The 19,830-nt window shown below is 66.7% G+C and carries 19 protein-coding genes; 13 read left to right on the top strand and 6 right to left on the bottom strand.

Annotation, left to right across the window (positions count from 1 at the left end; all coding sequences use genetic code 11):
* Positions 1–18: 18 nt before the first annotated feature.
* The 3 genes from ACFWU5_RS13260 to ACFWU5_RS13270 form a co-directional block, all read right to left on the bottom strand.
* Positions 19–2,502 carry an NERD domain-containing protein gene (locus tag ACFWU5_RS13260; RefSeq protein ID WP_379267325.1) on the bottom strand — a complete coding sequence of 828 codons (2,484 nt, stop codon included), beginning with the start codon at positions 2,500–2,502 and terminating at the stop codon, positions 19–21.
* 114 nt (positions 2,503–2,616) lie between these two features.
* A complete protein-coding gene (locus ACFWU5_RS13265) occupies positions 2,617–3,810 on the bottom strand; it encodes a serpin family protein (RefSeq protein WP_379267326.1) in 1,194 nt (397 codons plus the stop codon).
* Between the two features lie 146 nt (positions 3,811–3,956).
* On the bottom strand, positions 3,957–4,580 hold the full coding sequence (locus ACFWU5_RS13270; RefSeq protein ID WP_379267327.1) for an alpha-ketoglutarate-dependent dioxygenase AlkB: 624 nt from the start codon (positions 4,578–4,580) through the stop codon (positions 3,957–3,959).
* Positions 4,581–4,815: 235 nt separating this feature from the next.
* Between ACFWU5_RS13270 and ACFWU5_RS13275 the strand changes: the two genes are divergently transcribed.
* Positions 4,816–5,163, top strand: coding sequence for a hypothetical protein (locus ACFWU5_RS13275; protein WP_379267328.1), 348 nt, complete (start codon positions 4,816–4,818; stop codon positions 5,161–5,163).
* A gap of 73 nt (positions 5,164–5,236) precedes the next feature.
* Here ACFWU5_RS13275 and ACFWU5_RS13280 read toward each other — a convergent pair whose 3' ends face one another.
* Positions 5,237–5,704, bottom strand: coding sequence for a hypothetical protein (locus ACFWU5_RS13280; RefSeq protein WP_379267329.1), 468 nt, complete (start codon positions 5,702–5,704; stop codon positions 5,237–5,239).
* Positions 5,705–5,748: 44 nt separating this feature from the next.
* Here ACFWU5_RS13280 and ACFWU5_RS13285 point away from each other — a divergent pair, with 44 nt between their 5' ends.
* From ACFWU5_RS13285 to ACFWU5_RS13295, 3 genes are all read left to right on the top strand, one after another.
* Positions 5,749–6,279 carry a hypothetical protein gene (locus ACFWU5_RS13285; RefSeq protein WP_379267330.1) on the top strand — a complete coding sequence of 177 codons (531 nt, stop codon included), beginning with the start codon at positions 5,749–5,751 and terminating at the stop codon, positions 6,277–6,279.
* Positions 6,280–6,360: 81 nt separating this feature from the next.
* Positions 6,361–6,837, top strand: a complete 477-nt coding sequence (locus tag ACFWU5_RS13290) for a DUF1772 domain-containing protein (RefSeq protein ID WP_379267331.1) — start codon at positions 6,361–6,363, stop codon at positions 6,835–6,837.
* A gap of 21 nt (positions 6,838–6,858) precedes the next feature.
* Positions 6,859–7,257: a PPOX class F420-dependent oxidoreductase gene (locus ACFWU5_RS13295; RefSeq protein WP_379267332.1), complete on the top strand. Its 399-nt coding sequence runs from the start codon at positions 6,859–6,861 to the stop codon at positions 7,255–7,257.
* Here ACFWU5_RS13295 and ACFWU5_RS13300 read toward each other — a convergent pair whose 3' ends face one another.
* On the bottom strand, positions 7,258–7,632 hold the full coding sequence (locus ACFWU5_RS13300) for a nuclear transport factor 2 family protein (protein ID WP_379267333.1): 375 nt from the start codon (positions 7,630–7,632) through the stop codon (positions 7,258–7,260).
* A gap of 192 nt (positions 7,633–7,824) precedes the next feature.
* Here ACFWU5_RS13300 and ACFWU5_RS13305 point away from each other — a divergent pair, with 192 nt between their 5' ends.
* Both ACFWU5_RS13305 and ACFWU5_RS13310 read left to right on the top strand, forming a co-directional pair.
* Positions 7,825–9,351, top strand: coding sequence for an FAD-dependent monooxygenase (locus ACFWU5_RS13305; protein ID WP_379267334.1), 1,527 nt, complete (start codon positions 7,825–7,827; stop codon positions 9,349–9,351).
* 133 nt (positions 9,352–9,484) lie between these two features.
* Positions 9,485–10,396, top strand: a complete 912-nt coding sequence (locus ACFWU5_RS13310; RefSeq protein ID WP_379267335.1) for a DMT family transporter — start codon at positions 9,485–9,487, stop codon at positions 10,394–10,396.
* An 11-nt stretch (positions 10,397–10,407) separates the two neighbouring features.
* On the opposite strand, the gene ACFWU5_RS13315 is transcribed toward ACFWU5_RS13310, so the two are convergent.
* A complete protein-coding gene (locus tag ACFWU5_RS13315; protein WP_379242230.1) occupies positions 10,408–10,788 on the bottom strand; it encodes a hypothetical protein in 381 nt (126 codons plus the stop codon).
* A 55-nt stretch (positions 10,789–10,843) separates the two neighbouring features.
* Here ACFWU5_RS13315 and ACFWU5_RS13320 point away from each other — a divergent pair, with 55 nt between their 5' ends.
* The 7 genes from ACFWU5_RS13320 (at position 10,844) to carB (ending at position 19,817) form a co-directional block, all read left to right on the top strand.
* The gene (locus tag ACFWU5_RS13320; protein WP_379267336.1) at positions 10,844–11,614 is read left to right on the top strand and encodes a helix-turn-helix domain-containing protein; all 771 of its coding nucleotides are present in this window, start codon (positions 10,844–10,846) and stop codon (positions 11,612–11,614) included.
* A gap of 249 nt (positions 11,615–11,863) precedes the next feature.
* Positions 11,864–12,499 carry a bifunctional pyr operon transcriptional regulator/uracil phosphoribosyltransferase PyrR gene (gene pyrR, locus ACFWU5_RS13325; protein ID WP_379242228.1) on the top strand — a complete coding sequence of 212 codons (636 nt, stop codon included), beginning with the start codon at positions 11,864–11,866 and terminating at the stop codon, positions 12,497–12,499.
* 76 nt (positions 12,500–12,575) lie between these two features.
* Positions 12,576–13,529, top strand: a complete 954-nt coding sequence (locus ACFWU5_RS13330; protein WP_379242227.1) for an aspartate carbamoyltransferase catalytic subunit — start codon at positions 12,576–12,578, stop codon at positions 13,527–13,529.
* Positions 13,526–14,824, top strand: coding sequence for a dihydroorotase (locus ACFWU5_RS13335; RefSeq protein WP_379267337.1), 1,299 nt, complete (start codon positions 13,526–13,528; stop codon positions 14,822–14,824). Before ACFWU5_RS13330 ends, ACFWU5_RS13335 begins: the two co-directional genes overlap by 4 nt.
* 12 nt (positions 14,825–14,836) lie before the next feature.
* The gene (locus ACFWU5_RS13340) at positions 14,837–15,343 is read left to right on the top strand and encodes a transporter (RefSeq protein WP_379267338.1); all 507 of its coding nucleotides are present in this window, start codon (positions 14,837–14,839) and stop codon (positions 15,341–15,343) included.
* The gene (gene carA, locus ACFWU5_RS13345) at positions 15,340–16,455 is read left to right on the top strand and encodes a glutamine-hydrolyzing carbamoyl-phosphate synthase small subunit (RefSeq protein ID WP_379267339.1); all 1,116 of its coding nucleotides are present in this window, start codon (positions 15,340–15,342) and stop codon (positions 16,453–16,455) included. Before ACFWU5_RS13340 ends, carA begins: the two co-directional genes overlap by 4 nt.
* Positions 16,455–19,817: a carbamoyl-phosphate synthase large subunit gene (gene carB / locus ACFWU5_RS13350; RefSeq protein WP_379267340.1), complete on the top strand. Its 3,363-nt coding sequence runs from the start codon at positions 16,455–16,457 to the stop codon at positions 19,815–19,817. The genes carA and carB overlap by 1 nt, the downstream gene beginning before the upstream one ends.
* Positions 19,818–19,830: the final 13 nt, after the last annotated feature.

Consider the following 19,830-nt stretch of genomic DNA (forward strand, 5'->3'; position numbering starts at 1 on the left):
GGGTTGAGGTCAAGGGGTTCAGCGGGCGGCGTGGACCAGGGGGGCCAGGAAGCCGGTGAGTTGGGTCTTGGAGGGTTGGCCGAGGCGGCGGCCCAGGTAGTCGTCGGCGTTGGCGGCCGCTCGGCAGCGGTCCTGGTCGGTGTTGGCGGGGTCGGCGGAATAGCGTTCGCCGAGCATGGTCGCCTTGGCTACTTCGCGGCCGGTGTGCAGTTCGTAGACCGCGACCTCGTAGGTCGCGCGGAACAGGTTGACGGTGCGTCCTATCGGCAGGCCGGGGGTGGGGCCGTACTGGCAGGTTTGGACCAGGTCGCGCAGTTCCAGCTGTTTCATGCAGGCGATGAGCTGCGCTGTCGACGGGTCGCTGGGGTTCCATGCGGTGGGGTCGTCGGGGTGGACCATGGTGGTGAGTTGGCCGGACAGGTAGATCGGGCGGGCGCCGCCGCCGCGTTCGTAGGGTGCGGCGTTGGGGAACGGTTTCTTGTCCGGGCCGCACATTCGGTCGTAGTCCGACATCTGGAACTGGGCGGCCTGCACCGCCTTGATCGCGAAGAACCCGGCTCCGAACAGTGCGATGAACAGTATCAACGCGACACCGGGTCCGATCCGCAGTCCGCGTCTGGGTGTGGTTCGCTGCCGGACGGGGCGGTTGTGCCACTTCTCGATCAGCGACGGACCGTTTCGGTGGCGCAGTGCCTGCCATCGTTGCGTCAGGGTCGGTCGAGGCTCGCGGTCGCGCTCGGCCCATTCGGTCCAATGCCCTGGGTTCTGGTGCGGCGCTTCGGGTTCGGGGGCGGGGGGTGCGATGGTGGCAGTGCCGCTGGGAGTTGATGCGGCGGTTCGGGATTCGGTGTCGGCGGAAGACCGGGTGGAGGCAACGCCGAGTGCGGCACCTGTCGCGAGCGCGGCAGCTGCGCCGAGTGTTGAGCTTCTGCTGTCCGCGGGGCGAGGGTCTGGTGCGGGGCCAGGGTCTGGTGCGGGGCCCGGCGTGGGATTCGCGGTAGGTGAGGGGCCCGGGACGAGAGATGGGCTCGCGACGGCGGATGGGCTCGCGACGGGGGAGTCGGTCGCGACGGGTGCGGGGGTCGCGGCAGATGGAGAATCCGGGCCGTCCGAAGGGCCCTCACCAGCTTCGCGGCTCGTGTCAGTCGGGGCACCGGCGAAAGACTTCGCGACCTCGGGCTCAGGGTTCTCGTTCCCGTGCTCCACATCGGCTGTGCGCGTTGTGGATTCGCCGTCGAAGTCACCGTCTCTGACACCAGCGCTCGCGCCTGATCCATCCCCAACAGTCGATTTGCTCAGTGAGACAGAATCTTCGGAGGTGTCCTCATGCGGTGGATCGCCCTCTTCGACAGGGTCGGGTGCGCCAGCTGGGGCGAGAGTTTCGTCGGCAGCAGAAGATTCGGCCGACACCTCTTCGACAGTCGACACTTCCTCGACAGCCGATTCACCACTCGACGCTCCCACGGTCCCCGCCCCGTCATCTGCGGGTTCGGCGAGCGGAGCGATCTCCGAGGTCTCCGGTCCGGCCTGCGGATTGTCGAGCGGATCCCCACTCGACCCGACCGCTCCGAGAGATGCCGCCGAAATATCTGATTCATCAGCAGAATCGCTACTGCCAGCAGGTGTTTCAGCGTCCTCTTCGTAAGAGCTGGACGGCGTCGAACTCACAGTGCGAACAGGTGCGGGCGATCGATTCGCGAGCCTATCGATCGCAGCAAGGAATGCCGGGGTAGCAGCCTGGGCAACCGGCAACGAACCAGACTGCCCCGCAACAGGACTCGCCGGAACAGCCGATTCATCAGAACCAGATCCCGCCCCACTCCCGAGTTCGAAGGCAGGCGGCGAAGCCGGTCGCGAGGTAGCAGCCGGATCAAGCGTGGCCGGAAACCCCTGCGCCATCAGCTCATCCGATGCCGGCAACAGATGCCCCAGGTTCAGGGCGGCAAAAACCCGCGTGACATCTTCGATACTGAGCCGAACGGTACGCCCGCTCTCGGCCTGAAAATAGTCGTGCAGCGCCGACGCATCATCGCGGTCCACCAATACCGCCCGATACCCGTCAGCGATCCGAGTCTCCTCGATGGTGATCTCGGCACCCGGCTGCGGAACCAGCGCGATCACCGCGTTCACCCAGCCGAAGATCCCGGCCTGCTGCAGCAGACTCTTCGCCGCGAACACCTGCCGACGCACCTGGACGAACGGGTTCGGCACCCGCACAGCGTGATAGAGCGCGGCCGGTTCACCGTCGATGGTCCACGGCCCGTTCGGCGGCGTGGCCAACGTGCCCTCTTGGCGGGCGGTGAACCCCTTCACCTCCACGATGGTCACGCTCTGCGGCGTGCACACCAGCGCGTCGACCTCGACCGACCCGCCCCGACTCTCCGGCACATGGCAGCGGAACACCGCCACGCCACCCGCTTTGAACGCCTGGTCACGCACGGCAGTGCCGACGATCTGTTCTGCGCCTTCGAGTTCGCTCTCGTCCGCGACAACGACGATCACCACGACCCCCTGTGCACCCGACTGCGGACTTCTACCAGGATACGGCCTCCACTAGCCGTACCGAAACCGAATCCTGTTGCTGAGCAACATCTTCGGCAATCCGAATTACCGATCTCACCACGGCGCCCCCGGATTTCGTTCCACCGCCGGTTGTTCGCCGACCGGCCGATCCCAGGTCACCGGCGGTGCGGTGACCTGACCTGCGACAAGGACCAGGCCGGACCGGCGGTCCACGGCCATGAATCCGAACGGTCGGTCGATAGTGACCGTGGTGAGCGTCGCCCATTCCATCACCGGCACAGACCCGGCCACCATCGACACAGCGCTGACGGCGGCGGCCTCGAAGCCCAACGCGTCGAACCGAGCGACAATATTCTGGCCTGCTGCCGAGATCGCCAGGGGGAATGGGGACAGTCCGGGAAAGTGTCCCTCGCTAGCCTTCAGCGCGGCGGTGAGGCCGAACAGATCCGCGTGGTCGGTGAGGTCGTGGCCGCTTTCGACCTCGAACGGCGGCAGCGTCAAGGACACGTAGTTGCCGTTGGAGGTCTGTACTCGAGTCACTTCCACGCAGGGCGCGGTCACGCCGAAGGGCAGGTGGCTGTATGCGGGAATTGTGCCGTCCAGCGCCGCGATACCGGCTTCCAGCGCATCGATCGGACCGTGATCGCTGATCAACAAATGGACGTCGAGTTGGCCTGTCCCGGTCACGATCACGCGGGTGACCGCATCGTCGAGATACGCCACACTGCCGTCCGCGTATTCGGTCCGGGTCAGGCCAGGACCTCGGTGCCCCCGCCACGGTCCGGATTGTGGAGCGAATATCGTCTCCCTGAACGCCTCCGACCACCGGGTGCGAACCAGCAGCGCGGTCGCCAGCGCGCATAAGGTATCCGGATCGATGGGCACCGGAAATTTCTCGATCAACCCATCGGTGCGTTCTCGTGCCCACGCGTCCAGCATCGCCGAATCACCGAGCTCACCAACGGTTCCGGTGGGCATGGTGTCGACCCACTCTCGGCGCAACGGCACCCCCGCCCGAACCCACACCCCGAGCGCCGTGGACACCTCTGTCGAAGCATCCAGCGAACGCAACATTTCGAGCCCGAACAGCTGCGCCAACTCGGCCGGAACGTCCACCGCGGCAGCGAGTTCGTCGCGTGCCCGTCCGGCGGCGGCGCTGGCGAGTATCGCCAGCAACGGCCACAACCCCGCCCCCGAGACCACCGCATCCCCGCCCTCGAACGTCGCGCACCACCGCCCCGTCAACGCATTCGACGACCGCACGTGCGGCATAAGTGAACTCCCCATCCCCGAATCCTACGACCACCCACCGACAATCCGCCATGTCGGTGAATCCGCCGATCCACTCAACGGCCTGTCGCCCCCGGCTCGCCGATTCGGACCAACAAACTGATTGCGCGACACCGACATCCGCCACCCTCAGTGCTGTCAGTTCACCGCACACCACGCGGACGGAACTGCACACTGATGCGAGGGCCCACCGGCCGAGCAGTTTTGGGAACCGCGTGCTCCCAGCTGCGCTGACACGCCCCACCCATCACCAACAGATCCCCGTGCCCCGCCGTGAACCGCACACTCGCACCCCCGCCCCGCGGCCGCAACATCAACGACCGCGGCGCCCCCACCGACACGATCGCAACCATCGTGTCGTGTGTCGCTCCACGCCCGATCGTGTCACCGTGCCAGGCGACACTGTCGCGCCCATCGCGATAAAAACACAGCCCCGCCGTCCGAAAAGGTTCCCCGAGCTCGCTCTCGTAATACCCCGTCAAAGCAGCCCGCGCCTCGACCAGAATCCGATCAGGCAACGGGTCGTTCTCCCCGAAAAACGACACCAACCGCGGCACATCGACCACCCGGTCATACATCGGCCGCCGCTCCGCATGCCACGGCACCCGCTCCGCCAACCGATCGAACACCTCACTGGCCCCGCTCAACCAGCCCGGCAGCACATCGACCCACGAGGTCGCATCGAGTTGTGTACGCCGAACCGCCCCGATCGACCCAAGGGCAATCGCCTCACCATCGAACAGTGAACCTTGCAGGGGCAGCGACATGCGAGCCATTCTAGCGCACGTTCGAATGTATGTTCGATGCCGACCTGTGGGTGGCGGGCCATTCCGGCGGTGACGCCAGGACTTGCCTGCCATCGCCGCGGCTGTAGCCCGCCGCCAACAGCAAGTCTCGTCAGTGCGTGGTCTCCGTTCGACATGGTGAAGTAGCGAGGTGGAGAAATCGTTAGACCTCGATGGACACTTCGCCAAGTGGGGTCGTACCAAGACGTGGGCGCCGTTGGACCCGGAGAACCTGACCGAACGCGAGTACCTGCTGCAGTTCGCGGCGCGCCCGGGCATGTTCATCGGTTTCGCCACCGTCCGTGGGGTGACGTGCTTCCTGAACGGGTATGACTACGCGGCACGGCGGTCTGGAGGTCGAGGACTGGATGGCTTTCGCGAGTGGCTTCTCACCAACCACCTTCGTCGCGAGAGCAACCTTGTTTGGTGGGCTGTGATCACGCAGATTGCACTGCCCGAGCGAGACGCCGACACAGGCCTCGATCCCGAACAGGAAATCAGGGTCCTCGAGGTGATGTTCGACCTGCTCGATCGATTCCTTGCGGAACGGGAAAGTGCCGCGTGAATATTCACGCGTAGCGTCCTGTTCGCGGTGGGGGATTGAAGCCTGTGTGGCACAGCCGTTTTCGTGGTCGGTGTCAGTACACCCGGAAGCTTGTGACGCTCGGGGAGTGGGGGAGGTCGGAGGTGAGGGTGAATTCGACCTGGCCGGGGCCGGTGACTAGGCGGAGGTTGCCTACTACCGGGGCCGACCAGAAGAAGGGTTGCCAGGCGCCGAGGGTGGTGGTGGCTTGGCCGGTGGCGCCGGTTTCGAGGTTGCGCCAGTGGACCGTGGGGGACAGGGTGCACCAGGGGGCGGGGATGTTGAAGACCTTCAGCCAGCCTTTGAGCTGGAGGTCTACCGTGCCGGGGACGTCGCCGTCGGGGTAGACGTTGCCTACGCCCCAGACGTCGCCGGCGCAGCCGGGGCCGTGGGCGCCGGTGGTGGTCATGGGGAGTTCGACGGGGAGGTAGTTCGAGGCCGCGGCGGGGGCGCTGGTGGCGATGAGAGCGGCTACTACCGCGCCGGCGGTGAGGGAAATCTTGGCAAGTTTCCGGGGGGACATTTTCAGCCTTTCAACGGCGATTGCTGCGAGGGCGATGGCGTGAGATGGCTTTCGTATTCATTGTTCCATCGGCTAACGGGTTGCCGTCGTTACCGTGCTGCCTGGCGCGGCGAGGCGGGCGTTTAGAATCGGTCATGACGCCCTGGCAGCTGTTCTCCCAGTTGGGATTTGAAGGTCGACGGCAGGTTCACCTTTCGCTGTGTGAGGATGCCCTGCTGACCTGGACCGATTACGTCAAGGGCAAACCCCGCGCGCTTCGCTACCGCGACTCGGTCGTCGGGATCCGGCACCGCGTCGATGTCGAGCTTCCCGCCGATGCCCTCGGCGCAGCTCGGGTCGGCGTGGATCTCGCGGACGTCGGCACCCGTTATCTCGAGCCCATGACCGCCATGCAGGATGACGATCTGGCCTTCCCGGACTCGGTCGCGTTCGCCTATTACGCGATCTACAACTGCTTCCGCAAGTACGTCCGCGGCGACGATATTCCAGATCAACTGATCGTCAACCAGGCACTGTCGGCGCACGATGACAGTGAGGTAGTGGCACGCCTGATGCGCGCGATCGACGAAATCTAGCAACGCTAGACAGCGTGATGAGCGAGTGTTACCGTTGCTCAAGGTTCTAGCGCCGCTAGAATTTGGGAAGGGAAGCTCGAAATGCTCATCATGACCGGCCAGATCATCGCCGTCGCAGCAGTTCTCGCCAATGCCGTGGTCTATGGCACCGACGTCTGCGCGGCGGTGATCATGCGATCCGTCTACCGCAAACTCGACGACGCGACCGTGACCGTCAGTGCGGGATGGGGTCACTACTACGGCGACAAACGCATGCCGATCGTCGGCGCGGGCGGGGTGGTCGCCGCGGTGCTCACCCTGGTGATCGCACTGGCCGCAGGGCAACTCGGTGCCGCTGTCGCCACGGGAATCGCGGTGGCGGCGTTGTTCACCTGGCTCGCGCTCTACGTCCGCATCGCCAAGCCGATCAACACCCAGCAGACCGCCGCCGCACTCAGCGGCATCATTCCCGCCGATGCCCGTGCGCTGCAAGACAAGTGGGACAGCATCCTGAAATACCGGGTCACCCTGCAGCTCATCGCCATCGCCGGCCTGTGCGTCGCGCTGATCCTGTTCTGAATCCACTTAGGAGACGTCGACATGACCTTCACCAGCAACGAACAGCAATTCCTCGCCGAAGCCGGAATCGGCCGTCTGGCAACGGTATCGCCCGACGGCGTCGTGCAGAACAACCCGACCAACTACCGGGTCAACGCCGACGGCACGATCGACATCGGTGGCATGCGCATGCGAGCCAGCCGCAAGTTCCGCAATGTCGAGGCAGGCGGCCGAGTGTCGTTCGTCATCGACCAGCAGATTTCGTTGGAGCCGTACGTGATTCGCGGCATCGAGGTACGTGGCACGGCCGTCGCGCTCGACGACGAACAGCCACCGTTCCCACACCAGGAACGCGCGATCATCCGCATCCACCCCGAACGGATCATCTCCTGGGGCATCGACGGCGAATCCTTCGACTTCACCAGTCGCGGCGTCGAGTAGTCAGTACAGCTCGGTGAGATGTTCGCGGCCGTGGGGCGGTTCGTAGTTTTCCGGCCAGAAATCGGTCACGCGGGTGATCCGACCGGCGTCGTCGACATCGAGCCAGACGATCGCGTCCTGATGTTCGTCTCCGGCCCGGGCATCGATCCAAGCGGCGGCGCAATTGTCCTGGGCCACAATGCGACGCACCGCCAGATGCCAGTCGCCGGGATACTCCTGGTTGAACCGCAGATACCGGTCGCGGCCGATGATTCGCTCACGCGACTGCGGCATCTCATACACCACGTCATCAGTGAGAAGTTCGGCGAGCGCCGTCCAGTCACGCGCTTCGAGGGCGCGAAAGTAGGTCTGTGCGATGCCCTTGGTGTCGGTCACCGCTCGACCATAACCGCCCGCGCCTTCGCACCGCTTGCGGCGGTCTGTCGCACGTGCACCGTAATCGTTTGCACCGGAGCAGGACTCGTTCCCCTTCCAACTTATAACGCACCCAGGGGCTTGCGGCAAGGCCCCGGTGGTCCTGCAGAATCGCTGGGCAACGCAGGGACCGGCCACCTTTGGGAGTGACAGATGCAAGAGATGAACGCCGACGTGATCGTTGTCGGGGCTGGGCCTGCCGGGTTGATGCTGGCGGGGGAGTTGGGGCGGGGCGGGGTGCGGGCGGTGGTGCTCGAGCGGCGGGAGAAGCCGGGAACCGCACAGAAGGCCAGCGGGTTGGGTGGGCGGATTTTGGATGTGTTGCGGTATCGGGGACTGCTCGATCGGATGACCGAAGCCAGTGGTGATCCGAGTCCGAAACCGATTTTCCCGTTCGGCGGGGTGTATCTGGACTTCACCGGTCTGGACGAAAATCCGTTGCACGCCATGGCGATTCCGCAGGCGCGCGTCGAAGAACTGCTCGCAGAGGATGCCGTCGAACTCGGGGCGCAGATCTTTCGCGGGCACGAGGTGGTCGCGGTGACCCAGGATGACGAGGCGGTGGTCGCGGAGGTGAACGGGCCGGACGGGACCTATCGTGTGCGAGCCCGCTACCTGGTCGGTTGCGACGGTGGGCGCAGTCGGATTCGTGAGCTGGCGGGGATCGGATTCCCTGGCAGCACCTATCCGGAGGTGAACCGGCTGGCCGCGGTCGCGGTGCACGAGTCGGTGACCGTGCTCGACGACGGCGGAATCGACGTGCCGGGGTTCGGGCGGATCGCGCCGGGCTTCACGCACACCGACAACGGCATATTCGCGCTGGGCGCGGTCAGCCCCGAAACACGGGTGATGTTCTTCCAGACCACCGAGGAAGAAGACGCCGAATACGACAGCGACGAGCCGCTGACCATGGCCGAACTGGGTGACAGCGTGCGGCGCGTGCTCGGTTCCGAGGTGCCGCTCGGCGAACCAACTCGGCTGTCGCGCTACCAGTTTCAGGACCGCCAGGCCGAAAACTACCGCTGCGGAAGGGTTTTCCTAGCAGGCGACGCGGCTCACCTGCTGCCAGCGACAGGTGCCGCGATGAACCTCGGCATGACCGACTCGGTGAACCTGGCTTGGAAATTGGCCGCCGACATCCGCGGTGGGGCACCAGCGAACCTGCTGGACACCTATCACGACGAACGCCATTTCGCCGGCGGTCGCGCACTGCTGCAAACCCGCGCCCAAGCGGCACTTCGCCAGGGCCAGGACCCCGCGGCACAGGCTTTGCGCGCGGTATTTCAAGAACTGCTCACCGACGAGCCCGCACTTCGCCGCATGGGAGCCCTCGTCGCGGGAACGGACCTGCGCTACCCGATGCCCGGAACCCATTCGCTCACCGGCACTTTCGCGCCGGACATGCCCCTGCACACCGACCAAGGCGCCACCAGCGTCGCCGAACTCATGCACGCCGCGCGCCCCATCTTCCTCGATCTGGCAGACCGCCCCGACCTGCGCGAGATCGTCGAACAGTGGGCACCGCGCGTCGAAATCCACACGGCCAAGACCGGTGACCGCCCGGCCGACGCCATGCTGATCCGCCCCGATGGCCACATCGCTTGGGCCGCAACGCTGGACGAGCAGACCGACACCTCGACCGAGTTGCGCGCAGCGCTGACCCAATGGTTCGGCGCGTAGCGATAGGGCGCACAAACGAGCGGTGGGTCTCCGACGTCCGGCGCACAGATGACCTGAAACGCGAATCCGCCCAGCATGATTCGGACAGCGAATCCGCGTTGAAATCGTCACGGCCCTGTGGATTAATCGTGGGATGAATGCGATCTCGACAACCGACCAGCCGACGAAGCGCACGCTGCCCGGCTGGTCGGTGCCGATGGTCTTCATCGTCGCCGCGACCTCGCAATATGTGGGCGCGGCACTGGGCGTGTTCCTGTTCGACACCACCGAACCCTCCACCGTCGCCTGGTTGCGAGCCGCCGCGGCGGGCGTGGCGCTGCTGGCATGGCGGCGCCCATGGCGAACCCGCTGGACGCGACGGGGGATCGTGACGGCAGCCGGTTTCGGCATCGTCACCGTCGGGATGAACATCGTGTTCTACGAGGCGATCGCCCGCATCCCCCTGGGCACCGCCGTCGCGATCGAATTCCTCGGCCCGGTCGCCGTCGCGACGCTGGGATCACGTCAGGCCAGGGATTTGCTCGCGGTCGCGTTGGTGGCGATCGGCGTGGTGATGCTCGCGGGCGTGCAACTGGACGCCGAGCCGGTCGGCGTAGCTTTCGCCCTCGCCGCAGCCGTGCTGTGGGCGGCCTACATCCTGGTCGGCAAACGAGTAGCCGACACCGGCGACGGCCAGGACTCCCTCGCCGTCGGCATGGCCGCCGCAGCCGCCCTGCTCGCCCCCTTCGTCCTGATCCCACAACTGGCCATCGACGCAGCAGTGTTCGCCGACCCCCGCACCTGGCTGTTCGGCCTCGGCGTCGGCATCCTGTCCAGCGCCGTCCCCTACGCCCTGGACCAGGTCGTACTCACCGCGGTAGGCCGAGCCCGCTTCGCCCTCCTACTCGCCCTGCTCCCCGCAACCGCCACCATCGTCGGCGCCATAGCCCTCGCGCAACGCCCCACAACCCTGGAACTCGCAGGCATCGCCCTGGTCATGCTGGCCCTGACCATCAGCGCGATCCCCACCCGCCAGTCCGCACCGGAACCACCCGTGCCGCTGTAAACGGCCAGCGATCAGACCACGACGAAAAGCCCCGCCGCCACGGCCAAAGCTGCCAGCGCGGCCACGTCGACCTGCGCCACCCGCCGGGTTCTGGAATTCAGATTCCCCCACCCGACCGCGACCGACAACGCGACAAACGAACCCGTGCTGAGCACCCCGGCCGTCATCGTCACCGCCCTCGTCGACGACACGAACGCCCCGACGATCAACCCGACGCCGACCAGCGTCAACAGCACCGCACGATGGCGCAACAGAAGTTCCAGGTCACGGTCGCGCACCTTCGTCCCGTAGACGACCGCCGCCCGACGAGGTGCCAGCGCGACCACACCGGGCACCAGATGCACCAGACCGACCGCGACGACCAGCATCGTGGCAACGACTTCTCCGAACATGGCACTCCTCCGTTCCCCCGATGCGGTCAGCAGGGGTCGTGCAAGCATGGTGGGTATGGGTGCGCCGCCACTTCCGAAAACGTGCCGTATCTCGGCCACGGTGTGGTTGTGGGCCGGTCACGCCGTCTATTGCGGCCCGTCGCTGCGCCTGGACCGCCACTGCGGCTCCGTGCTGTGCCTGGCAGTCGGCCTCGACGCCCCGTTCACTGTGCGCGCCGACGCGATCGGAGCTCGCACAGTCCGCAGCGCCCTCATCCCAGCCCGTACCCCGCACCAGATCGTGGCGGACACGCGAATGCTGTTCTGCTATATCGATCCTGGCTCGCCCAAATCCGCTGCCTGCCTGCCTCGAATGACCGAAACGTCCGAAGGGTTCGGTTTCGCCCACGCGGAGGAACCCGCGCTGATCCGCGCAGCCGACAACAACGACCCCGCCGAAATCCTGCACCTCGCGTGCGGTCCCTCCCCCCGACCCGTCGACCCCCGAGTAGCCGCCGCGACAGCGATCCTGTGCGCCGACCCGGCCCGCCCGGTCACCGCGGATCAACTGGCCGCAGCAGTCCACCTGTCGAAATCCCGTCTGCTGCACCTGTTCTCCACCCACGCGGGCACCACCTTCCGCCGCTACCGAGTCTGGGCCCGCATGCTCGCCGTAGGCCGAGCGATCTCCGAAGGCGCCGACCTGACCACCGCCGCCACCCGAGCCGGCTTTGCCAGCCCCTCCCACTTCAGCGACACCTTCCACGCCATGTTCGGCCTCACCGCCACCGCCCTGCTCAACGCGGGCACCCACATCGTGATCGCGGAAGGCGACGTCATGCGGTGAAGCCCCCGCAGTGAATGCCGTCACGCACCCGAGGGGTCGAACACACCCCACCGACGACGAAATACCGGCCCTCACAGCACTTTCGGCGCACAAGTGATCGCCGACGCATCGCCAACCCCACCGCCAAGCCCGTGGCCGCGCTCACAGGCACCCCTACCTGGTCAAAGGCGTCGCGTGGCGCTGATAAGCTGACGGGCGAGTTAGACATCCTTTAACGGACCGTCCGGTGAGGCGGGGAAGGAGGTCGGCATGGCTGTGCCCGAACGGGCGGCCAAAACCGGCGCGAGTGAAACATCGCAACGGCACACCCCGGAGTGGGTGGACGCCGGACGCGAGCTGTTGTCCCCGTCGGACGTGCAACGCACGGTAGCGCGGATGGCGCATCAGATCATCGAGAAGACCGCCCTGGATTCCGGCGACGCCGACGCACCGCGGGTGGTTCTGATGGGAATCCCGACGCGCGGCACCACCCTGGCGAACCGGCTGGCGGACAAGATCGAGGAATTCTCCGGCGTGCGGCCCGCGCTGGGCTCGCTCGACATCACCCTGTACCGCGATGACCTGCGCAGTCGCCCGCATCGCCCGCTCGAGCGCACCTCGGTGCCCGACGGTGGCATCGAGAACTCGCTGGTCGTGCTCGTGGACGACGTGCTGTTCTCCGGTCGCACCGTGCGCAGCGCCCTCGACGGGCTGCGCGACCTCGGCCGCCCCCGCGCCGTGCAGTTGGCGGTGCTGATCGACCGCGGCCACCGCGAACTGCCGATCCGCGCCGACTACGTGGGCAAGAACGTGCCGACGTCGCGCGCCGAGGACATTTCCGTGTTGATGACCGAGCACGACGGTCGCGATGGGGTCTACCTGCATCAGGAGGGTCAAGAGCTGTGAGGGAGCGAAGCGACCGAACCAAGAACACAGCCATCCAATGGTTCATGCCGGAGCCGAGCGTCAGCGAGGTGGAGGCATGAAGCATTTGTTGACCGTCGATGACCTGGATCGCGGGACCGCCACCGAACTGCTCGACGAAGCCGAACGCTTCGAACAGGCCCTGCTGGGCCGCGAGGTCAAAAAGCTGCCGACCCTGCGCGGCCGCACCGTGATGACCATGTTCTACGAGAACTCCACCCGCACCCGCGTGTCCTTCGAGACCGCGGGCAAGTGGATGAGCGCCGACGTGATCAACGTCAGCGCGTCGAGTTCGTCTGTGTCCAAAGGGGAATCGCTGCGCGACACCGCGCTGACCCTCCACGCCGCGGGTGCCGACGCGTTGATCGTGCGCCACCCGGCCTCGGGTGCGGCGCATCAGATCGCGCGCTGGATGGAGCAGTGGGCTCGCGAGCAGAACCGCACCGCCCCCTCGATCATCAACGCGGGCGACGGCACCCACCAGCACCCCACCCAGGCCCTGCTCGACGCGCTCACCTTGCGTCAGCGTCTCGGCGATGTCGAGGGCAAGCGGGTGGTGCTGGTCGGCGACATCCTGCACAGCCGGGTCGCTCGCTCCAATGTCTCCCTGCTCAATACCCTTGGCGCGGAAGTGGTTCTGGTCGCGCCGCGCACGTTGCTGCCGGTCGGCGTGGAGACCTGGCCCGCGCGGGTGTCGACCTCGCTGGACGCGGAACTGCCCGGTGCCGACGCGGTGATGATGCTGCGCGTGCAGGCGGAGCGGATGAACGGCGGGTTCTTCCCGTCTGCGCGTGAGTATTCGATCAACTACGGACTGTCCGAGCGCAGGCTCGGACTGCTCGACGACGACGCGGTCGTGTTGCACCCCGGCCCGATGCTGCGCGGCATGGAAATCGCCCCGGCGGTCGCGGATTCGCCGCAATCGGCTGTGCTGCAGCAGGTTTCGAACGGTGTGCACATGCGGATGGCCGTGTTGTTCCGGCTGCTCGTCGGTCAGGAGGAAACGGTATGAGTGAGCTGCTGATCAAGAACGTCAAGCCGTATGGCGAAGGCGAACCCGTCGACGTCCTGGTGCGCGACACGATCATCGCCGAAATCGGTACCGGGATCACGGTTTCCGATGACGCCGAGGTGATCGAGGGCAACGGCCAGATCCTGCTGCCCGGCTTCGTAGACCTGCACACGCACCTGCGCGAACCCGGCCGCGAAGACACCGAGACCATCGAAACCGGTTCCGCCGCAGCGGCACTGGGTGGTTACACCGCGGTGTTCGCGATGGCCAACACCAGCCCGGTCGCCGACTCGGTCGTCATCACCGACCACGTGTGGCGTCGCGGCCAGGAAGTTGGCCTCGTCGACGTGTTCCCGGTTGGTGCTGTCACCGTCGGTCTGCAGGGCAAGCAGCTCGCCGAGATGGGCACGATGGCCGCCGGTATCGGCCAGGTCAGGATGTTCTCCGACGACGGCCACTGCGTCGACGACCCGCTGATCATGCGCCGCGCCCTCGAATACGCGAACTCCCTGGGCGTGCTCATCGCCCAGCACGCCGAAGAGCCGCGGCTGACCAAGGGCGCGATCGCGCACGAAGGCCCCAACGCCGCGCGCCTGGGCCTGCAGGGTTGGCCGCGCGCCGCCGAGGAGTCGATCGTCGCGCGTGACGCCCTGCTCGCGCGCGACGCCGGTGCCCGCGTGCACATCTGTCACGCCTCCACCGCGGGCACGGTCGAACTGGTGAAATGGGCGAAGTCCCAAGGCATCTCGATCACCGCCGAGGTCACCCCGCACCACCTACTCCTCGACGACTCGCGCCTGGAAACCTACGACGCGGTCAACAAGGTGAACCCGCCGCTGCGCGAGTCCTCCGACGTGACCGCCCTGCGCCAGGCACTGGCCGACGGCATCATCGACTGTGTCGCCACCGACCACGCCCCGCACGCCGAACAGGACAAGTGCTGCGAATTCGCGGCCGCCCGCCCCGGCATGCTCGGCCTGGAGACCGCCCTGTCGATCATCGTGCAGACGATGGTGCAGCCGGGTCTGCTCGACTGGCGCGGTGTCGCGAAGGTGATGAGCGAGAAGCCCGCCGCGATCGTCGGCCTCGACGACCACGGCCGCCCGATCGCGGTCGGTGAACCGGCCAACCTGACGCTGATCGACCCCGACGCCGAGTGGACGGTGCGCGGCGCCGAGCTGGCGAGTATCTCGAACAACACCCCGTTCGAGGACATGACTTTCCCGGCCGAGGTCACAGCCACCGTGCTGCGCGGCCGGGTAACTGCCCGCGAGGGCAAGGCGGTCGGGATCTAGGGAGGCCAGGACGTGGAAAGAACGCTGTGGGTAGTCGGGCTGCTGGCATTTTTCGTGGTGTGCCTGTGGCTGATGTACCGGGCTTGGCAGAAGAAAGCCATGCGACAGCAGGCACGCATCGGCGAACTGCCGACGGTGCCGGCCGAACTGGGCGCACAACTACTGGAACCGACCACCGGCATGTATCTGGGCAGCACCATCGCGCCCAGCTGGCAGGACCGGATCGCGGTCGGTGACCTGGGATTCCGGGCGACCGCCGAACTCACGCGGTTCGAACGCGGAATTCTGCTCGAACGCGACGGCGCCACGGTGATCTGGATTCCGCAGGAATCCGTGACAGCCGTGCGTACCGAGCGCGGACACGCGGGCAAAGTGATGACAGACAATGGTGTGCTGGTAATTCGCTGGACACTGCCGACGGGGACCGAGATCGATACCGGTTTCCGAGGCGACGACAAGACGGTGTACCCGGCATGGACTGCGGATGCGACCAGGGTGACGACGGGAGACGATGAATGAGCACAGCAAAGGCAGCCTTGGTGCTCGAGGACGGCCGCGTATTCCGCGGAACCGCCTTCGGCGCGCAGGGCCAGACACTCGGTGAGGCCGTGTTCTGCACGGCGATGACCGGGTACCAGGAAACCCTCACCGACCCCAGCTACGCCCGCCAGATCGTGGTGGCCACCGCGCCGCAGATCGGCAACACCGGCTGGAACGACGAGGACGACGAGTCCGGCAAGATCTGGGTCGCCGGGTACGCCGTGCGCGACCCCTCGCGAGTCAGCTCCAATTGGCGCGCGACCACCACGCTGCAAGAAGAACTCGACAAGCAGAGTGTCGTCGGCATCGCCGGGATTGACACCCGCGCGGTGGTCCGCCACCTGCGCAGCCGCGGTTCGATGAAGGCGGGCATCTTCTCCGGTGCCGCGCTGGCCACCGACGAGGAACTCCTCGCCCGGGTCAACGGCCAGGCCTCGATGCTGGGCGCCGACCTGGCCGAGGAGGTCAGCACCGACGCGATGTACACGATCGAACCGGTGGGCGACCACAAGTTCACCGTCGTCGCGGTCGACCTGGGCATCAAGACCAACACCCCGCGCATGTTCGCCGAGCGCGGCGTGCGCACCCACGTGGTCCCGTCCAACACCTCGATCGACGACATCCTCGCCCTGAACCCCAACGGCGTGTTCCTGTCGAACGGTCCCGGCGACCCCGCCACCCAGACCGGCGCGATCGCGCTCACCCAGGGCGTCCTCGAGCGCGGGATCCCACTGTTCGGCATCTGCTTCGGCAACCAGATCCTGGGCCGGGCACTGGGCCGCAGCACCTACAAGATGAAGTTCGGCCACCGCGGCATCAACATCCCGGTGATCGAAGAGGGCACGGGCCGGGTCTCCATTACCGCCCAGAACCACGGCTTCGCCCTCGAAGGCGAGCGCGGCGAGGTGTTCGACACCCCGTTCGGCAAGGCCGAGGTCTCCCACATCTGCGCCAACGACGGCACCGTCGAAGGGGTCCGGCTGATCGACGGCCGCGCCTTCTCGGTGCAGTACCACCCCGAGGCCGCCGCAGGCCCGCACGACGCCGCATACCTGTTCGACCGTTTCGCCGGTCTCATGGAAGGAGCCTGATGCCTCGCCGCGAGGATCTGAAGCACATTCTGGTGATCGGCTCTGGCCCGATCGTGATCGGCCAGGCGTGCGAATTCGACTACTCCGGCACCCAGGCGTGCCGGGTGCTGCGGTCCGAGGGACTGCGCGTTTCGCTGGTGAACTCCAACCCGGCGACCATCATGACCGACCCGGAATTCGCCGACGCCACCTACGTCGAGCCGATCACCCCGGAGTTCGTCGAGAAGGTCATCGAGAAGGAACGCCCCGACGCCATCCTGGCCACCCTGGGTGGGCAGACCGCGCTCAACACCGCGGTCGCGCTGCACGAGAACGGTGTGCTGGCCAAGTACAACGTCGAGCTGATCGGCGCCGACTTCGACGCCATCCAGCGCGGTGAGGACCGGCAGAAGTTCAAGGACATCGTCGCCAAGGTCGGCGGTGAAAGTGCCCGCAGCGCAGTCTGTTACACCATGGACGAAGTGCGCGCCACCGTCGCCGAACTCGGGTACCCGGTCGTGGTTCGCCCGTCGTTCACCATGGGTGGACTGGGCTCGGGCATGGCCTACAACGAGGCCGACCTGGACCGCATCGCCGGTGGTGGCCTCGCCGCCTCGCCGACCGCGAACGTGCTCATCGAGGAGTCCATCCTCGGCTGGAAGGAGTTCGAACTCGAGCTCATGCGCGACCGCAACGACAACGTGGTCATCGTCTGCTCGATCGAGAACGTCGACCCGATGGGCGTGCACACCGGTGACTCGGTCACCGTCGCCCCCGCGATGACGCTGACCGACCGCGAGTACCAGAAGATGCGCGACCTCGGCATCGACATTCTGCGTGAGGTCGGCGTCGACACCGGCGGCTGCAACATCCAGTTCGCGGTGGACCCCAAGGACGGTCGTCTGATCGTCATCGAGATGAACCCGCGTGTGTCGCGTTCGTCGGCGCTGGCGTCGAAGGCCACCGGTTTCCCGATCGCCAAGATCGCCGCGAAGCTGGCCATCGGTTACACCCTCGACGAGATCGTCAACGACATCACCGGCGAGACCCCGGCGTCGTTCGAGCCGACCTTGGACTACGTCGTCGTCAAGGCGCCGCGGTTCGCGTTCGAGAAGTTCCCCGGCGCCGATGCCACGCTGACCACCACCATGAAGTCGGTGGGTGAGGCGATGTCGATGGGCCGCAACTTCTCCGAGGCGCTGGGCAAGGTGCTGCGCTCGCTCGAGACCAAGGCCGCCAGCTTCTGGACCGTCGACGACGGCCAGTGGGCTCCGGCGGATCCCAGCGATCCGGCGTCGGTGCGCGAGGCGATCGAAGCGATTCTCGCTGACCTGCGCGTGCCGACCGAGGGTCGCATCTACCAGGTCGAGCGTGCGCTGCGTTATGGCGCGAGCATCGAAGAGGTCGCCCTCGCGTCCGGTGTGGACCCGTGGTTCGTCGCCGAGGTGCTCGGCCTGGTCGAGCTGCGTCAGGAAGTCCTCGACGCGCCCGTCCTCGACGAGGATCTGCTGCGTCGCGCCAAGCACTACGGTCTGTCGGACCGTCAGCTGGCGGCGCTGCGTCCCGAGCTCGCGGGCGAAGCGGGCGTGCGCTCGCTGCGTCACCGTCTGCAGGTGCGCCCGGTCTACAAGACCGTCGACACCTGCGCCGCGGAGTTCGAGGCCAAGACCCCGTACCACTACAGCACCTACGAGCTGGACCCCGGTGCGGAGTCCGAGGTCGCGCCGCAGCTCGAGCGCGAGAAGGTCATCATCCTGGGCTCGGGTCCGAACCGCATCGGTCAGGGCATCGAGTTCGACTACTCGTGTGTGCATGCGGCACAGACCCTTTCGGCCGCCGGGTACGAGACCGTGATGGTCAACTGCAACCCCGAGACCGTGTCGACCGACTACGACACCGCCGATCGTCTCTACTTCGAGCCGCTCACCTTCGAGGACGTCCTCGAGGTGTACAACGCCGAAGCCGAGTCGGGCACCGTCGCCGGTGTGATCGTGCAGCTCGGCGGCCAGACCCCGCTGGGTCTGGCGCAGCGGCTCACCGACGCCGGCGTGCCGGTGGTCGGTACCTCCGCGGCCGCGATCGACCTGGCCGAGGACCGTGGCGAATTCGGTGACGTGCTCGTCGCCGCCGGCCTGCCCGCACCCAAGTACGGCACCGCCACCACGGTGGCGCAGGCCAAGAAGATCGCCAACGAGATCGGCTACCCGGTCCTGGTCCGCCCGTCCTACGTGCTGGGCGGGCGCGGCATGGAGATCGTCTACGACGAGGCCTCGCTCGAGGGCTACATCTCCCGCGCCACCGAACTCAACCCGGACCACCCGGTCCTGGTCGACCGCTTCCTCGAAGATGCCATCGAGATCGACGTCGACGCCCTGTGCGACGGCGAAGAGGTCTACCTCGGCGGCGTGATGGAACACATCGAGGAAGCAGGCATCCACTCCGGTGACTCCGCCTGCGCGCTGCCCCCGATCACCTTGGGCCGCAGCGACATCGAAGCCGTGCGCCGCTCCACCATCGCGCTGGCCAAGGGCATCGGCGTCAAGGGCCTGCTCAATGTGCAATACGCCCTCAAGGATGACGTGCTCTACGTCCTGGAAGCCAATCCCCGTGCCAGCCGGACGGTTCCGTTCGTCTCCAAGGCCACCGCGGTACCTCTCGCGAAGGCCTGCGCTCGCGTCATGCTCGGCGCCACCATCGCCGACCTGCGCAAGGAAGGCATGCTGCCGCCCGAGGGCGACGGCGGCCACGTGCCCCTCGACGCGCCGGTCGCGGTGAAGGAAGCCGTGCTGCCCTTCCACCGGTTCCGTCGCGCCGACGGCTCCGGCGTGGACTCACTGCTCTCCCCGGAGATGAAGTCCACCGGCGAGGTCATGGGCATCGACGCCGACTTCGGCACCGCCTTCGCCAAGAGCCAGGCCGCCGCCTACGGCTCGCTGCCGACCGAGGGCACCGTGTTCGTCTCGATCGCCAACCGCGACAAGCGCGCCATGGTGTTCCCGATCAAGCGCCTGCACGACCTGGGCTTCCGCATCCTCGCCACCGAGGGCACCGCGGAAACCCTGCGCCGCAACGGCATTCCGTGCGAACAGGTGCGCAAGCACTCCGACCCGGACGCCACCGATCCGGCCACCGGCATGCCGGAGGCCTCCATCGTGGAGCAGATCCGCGACGGCGAGATCGACATCGTGTTCAACACCCCCTACGGCAACTCGGGCCCGCGCGTGGACGGCTACGAGATCCGCACCGCCGCGGTGGGCGCGAACATCCCGTGCATCACCACCGTGCAAGGCGCGGCGGCGGCGGTGCAGGGCATCGAGGCCAGCATCAACGGTGGCATCGGGGTGCGTTCGCTGCAGGAACTGCACTCCAAGCTGCGTGGCTGACCACCATGACGAC

Origin of the sequence: Nocardia sp. NPDC058640, assembly GCF_042716995.1 — a bacterium.
Lineage (GTDB): Bacteria > Actinomycetota > Actinomycetes > Mycobacteriales > Mycobacteriaceae > Nocardia.

Coding starts and splice junctions, on each gene's coding strand:
- ACFWU5_RS13265 (WP_379267326.1), bottom strand. CDS start 3,810: ATGGGGAGTTCACTTATGCCGCACGTGCGGTCGTCGAATGCGTTGACG.
- ACFWU5_RS13290 (WP_379267331.1), top strand. CDS start 6,361: ATGCTCATCATGACCGGCCAGATCATCGCCGTCGCAGCAGTTCTCGCC.
- pyrR (WP_379242228.1), top strand. CDS start 11,864: ATGGCTGTGCCCGAACGGGCGGCCAAAACCGGCGCGAGTGAAACATCG.
- ACFWU5_RS13330 (WP_379242227.1), top strand. CDS start 12,576: ATGAAGCATTTGTTGACCGTCGATGACCTGGATCGCGGGACCGCCACC.
- ACFWU5_RS13280 (WP_379267329.1), bottom strand. CDS start 5,704: ATGTCCCCCCGGAAACTTGCCAAGATTTCCCTCACCGCCGGCGCGGTA.
- ACFWU5_RS13305 (WP_379267334.1), top strand. CDS start 7,825: ATGCAAGAGATGAACGCCGACGTGATCGTTGTCGGGGCTGGGCCTGCC.
- ACFWU5_RS13285 (WP_379267330.1), top strand. CDS start 5,749: ATGGCTTTCGTATTCATTGTTCCATCGGCTAACGGGTTGCCGTCGTTA.
- carB (WP_379267340.1), top strand. CDS start 16,455: ATGCCTCGCCGCGAGGATCTGAAGCACATTCTGGTGATCGGCTCTGGC.
- ACFWU5_RS13270 (WP_379267327.1), bottom strand. CDS start 4,580: ATGTCGCTGCCCCTGCAAGGTTCACTGTTCGATGGTGAGGCGATTGCC.
- ACFWU5_RS13335 (WP_379267337.1), top strand. CDS start 13,526: ATGAGTGAGCTGCTGATCAAGAACGTCAAGCCGTATGGCGAAGGCGAA.
- ACFWU5_RS13295 (WP_379267332.1), top strand. CDS start 6,859: ATGACCTTCACCAGCAACGAACAGCAATTCCTCGCCGAAGCCGGAATC.
- ACFWU5_RS13320 (WP_379267336.1), top strand. CDS start 10,844: ATGGGTGCGCCGCCACTTCCGAAAACGTGCCGTATCTCGGCCACGGTG.
- ACFWU5_RS13315 (WP_379242230.1), bottom strand. CDS start 10,788: ATGTTCGGAGAAGTCGTTGCCACGATGCTGGTCGTCGCGGTCGGTCTG.
- carA (WP_379267339.1), top strand. CDS start 15,340: ATGAGCACAGCAAAGGCAGCCTTGGTGCTCGAGGACGGCCGCGTATTC.
- ACFWU5_RS13310 (WP_379267335.1), top strand. CDS start 9,485: ATGAATGCGATCTCGACAACCGACCAGCCGACGAAGCGCACGCTGCCC.